Source organism: Aquiflexum sp. (assembly GCF_041751335.1).
Taxonomy (GTDB): Bacteria; Bacteroidota; Bacteroidia; order Cytophagales; family Cyclobacteriaceae; genus Aquiflexum.
On the sequence record NZ_JBGSXS010000372.1, the window covers coordinates 1 to 3,031 of the forward strand.

Here is a 3,031-nt window from a genome sequence, read left to right on the forward strand (position 1 = left end):
CCATTTTGGTCTATATCAATGTCCAAAATTATTGAGTAGTTGATATTATCAAAATTACCTCCTTGGGGATTTGTGTTGATTTTTTCAAATTTGGTGATTTCAGGATCACTTATGTACAAGCCATCCCCCCAACTACCCAACCAAATCCTATTTTTGCTGTCGAGTGCCATAGCCTTGACATAACGTGCTCCAAAATTGACCGGATACTGACTGATTTCTTGAGTGTTATAATCAAAAGCTTCGAGAAAAACACGATTACTTCTACTTCCCACCATCCACAATTTGTTTCTCTTCACATCCTCGATAAGGTTATACATCAGATTCTTGGTGGGAAACTTGAAAAGTCGGGCTTCTGATGGATCGTATTTGTGCAATAGCGTATCTCCTATGTACCAAATATTGTCATATCGGTCACGGATAATTTTGTGAACTGGACCAGACATCGGGTAATGTGTAATCAACTTTTCCTCATTTGGATCAAAGACAAAAACACCATTGCCCCAAGTTCCCATCCAAATCATCCCATCTCCACTTTGGCTGATTGTAATGACACGAAGTCTTTTATTGGGTGTACTGGAAAAAATATGGTTATAGCTTCGGACCTTGCTCGTTTTATTGTCTATGACAGAGATTCCTCCTTCTTTGGTTCCGATCCAAATGTTATTAGCAACATCTTTGAAGAGTGTTTCGATGTTTTCATTTTCAAACTCCGGATGTTCCTGTCCCGGTCTGAAACTGGTAAAATTATATCCGTCGAATTTGGAAACACCACCTTCTGTGGCGAAATATTTGAAGTTATCGTCATCACTGATCGTTGTAGTCACAAAGTTACTCAACAAGCCTTTTCTTACATCTATAAAGTCTATGGAAAACTCTTCATTGCTTTTCTGTCCGTGGGCAATGGAACAGAAGGCAAAAAGGAGTATCAGGGATAACATCCTTCTCATTATTATTTTGGGTCAATATTGTCTTTTAATATACCTGTTTTTTTCAAAACCAGTAGCATTTTACTTAAAAGGTACTTTCAACGTCTCTAGCCAAGACCTTTACAAATCTAATTTACCGAGGCAAGTTAATTTTCCAACAGTTCGCTTTATGGGTGTAATCGGTCATTCAATGGGTATATGCATCCAAAATTTAAGAGAGTTTGCGCTATTTATTGGTAAGAAGGAAAAATCAATTTAATATTGATTCAATCAATAACCAAAAACGATGACTACCCTCAAAACATACAGTATTTTGATTTTTGCCGCTATACAACTTTGCATAAATCCCATTGGATTAACCCAGCAGCAGGAAAAGCCAAATGTATTATTCATTCTTGTCGATGATTATGGATGGATGGATGTGGGTGCTTATGGAAGTGAATTCTACGAAACTCCAAACATTGATAGATTGGCAAAAATGGGGGTGAAATTCAATAATGCATACACAGCATCACCGGTCTGTTCTCCAACCCGGGCAAGTATCATGACAGGAAAATATCCTTCCAAAACCTACAATACTGATTGGTTTGGAGCACCTCAACCTTGGAATTATCAAAACCATTGGACAAGAAACAAACCTTTGATACCAGCTGAGTACAGTCCTGATATGGCCTTAGAGGAATATACCCTTGCAGAAGTATTTAAAGATGCCGGATACAAAACATTCTTTGCGGGAAAATGGCATTTGGGAGAAACATAAGAACATTGGCCAGAACGTCAGGGCTTTGATATCAACATTGGGGGTAACGACAAGGGTGCACCGTCTACTGGAAAAAAATACTTTTCACCTTATGACAACCCAAAAATGGAAAATGGTCCTGAAGGAGAATACCTGCCATTAAGATTGGCCAAGGAAACGGCTACCTTTATTGATCAACAAAAAAAAGAACCTTTTTTCGCTTACCTCTCCTTCTATTCGGTACATACCCCCTTAATGACAACTGTAGAACTCGAACTGAAATACCTCAGAAAGCGGTCTAAATTAAACCTGACAGACGAGTTTGAACCTGAATATGCCAACATGAACCGAACTACTCAAGCTCATGCTGTCTATGCCGGAATGGTAGAAGCCATGGATACAGCTGTCGGGATGGTCTTGGAAAGTCTGGAAAGGAATAATTTATTGGAAAACACCATTGTTGTTTTTTTCTCGGACAATGGTGGCCTTTCTACAGCAGAGGGAAGTCCTACCTCAAACCTTCCCCTCAGGGCAGGCAAAGGATGGCTTTATGAAGGAGGAATCAGAGTTCCAATGATCATATCTTGGAAAGATCAGATTTCTGGTGGAGTTGAAAACAACACTCCTGTCATCAGTATGGATTTTTACCCAACGTTGGTAGAAATGGCAGGATTAAAAGACAGCTTTAAAGGAAATGGAGAAATAGACGGGGTCAGTTTAACGCCTCTTCTTCAGAATCAATCCGGATCAATATCGAGAGAAGCACTATATTGGCACTATCCTCATTATGGCAATCAGGGTGGAAATCCCGGTTCTGTAATTCAGGAAGATGGCTGGAAGCTGATTTATTTTTATGAAGATGAAATGATTGAATTATATAACCTGAAAAATGATCTCGGAGAAAGAAACGACCTTTCTGCTAAAGAGAATGAAAAATCGACTTACCTCAAAAACAAACTAATGGAGTGGCTTCAGGATACCAAAGCAAGACTTCCGGAAAGGAGATCCGAAGAATAACCTAATTTATCAAATGGCCATTATTAAAAATCACAACCTCCTTTTATTCGGATTCAGATTCAGATAGCTGATCAACTCGTCATATCTTGAAGCCATGTCCCTGTAATAGACAAATACCTCATACTCATTTTCAGTTTCAAAATAATTTCCTTCGAAAGAACTCATATCCCAGCCTTCATCTGTCTTAAAAGCATATTGGTAATCATACCAACCCTGCTTCAGCAATAAGGTGGCCTGATAGGTATTGGTTTTTTTGTTGAGTTCCATCTTGGCGGAAGGTTCATTGCCCCATTGGGTAAATGCGCCGATGATAAAAGGAGTTTGCTTTAGATTTTCTGCAGCGAGATTA

1 protein-coding gene and 2 pseudogenes are annotated in these 3,031 nt (G+C 39.0%); 1 reads left to right on the forward strand and 2 read right to left on the reverse strand.

What is annotated here, in order from left to right:
* Positions 1–947 (reverse strand): hypothetical protein (locus tag ACEW8U_RS20025; protein ID WP_373523827.1); only part of this gene is annotated, 947 nt, incomplete at its 3' end.
* A 265-nt stretch (positions 948–1,212) separates the two neighbouring features.
* Between ACEW8U_RS20025 and ACEW8U_RS20030 the strand changes: the two are divergent.
* A pseudogene (locus tag ACEW8U_RS20030) lies at positions 1,213–2,682 on the forward strand (sulfatase).
* A 30-nt stretch (positions 2,683–2,712) separates the two neighbouring features.
* On the opposite strand, the pseudogene ACEW8U_RS20035 reads toward ACEW8U_RS20030, so the two are convergent.
* Positions 2,713–3,031: pseudogene (locus ACEW8U_RS20035) on the reverse strand (DUF5103 domain-containing protein); the annotation flags it as partial.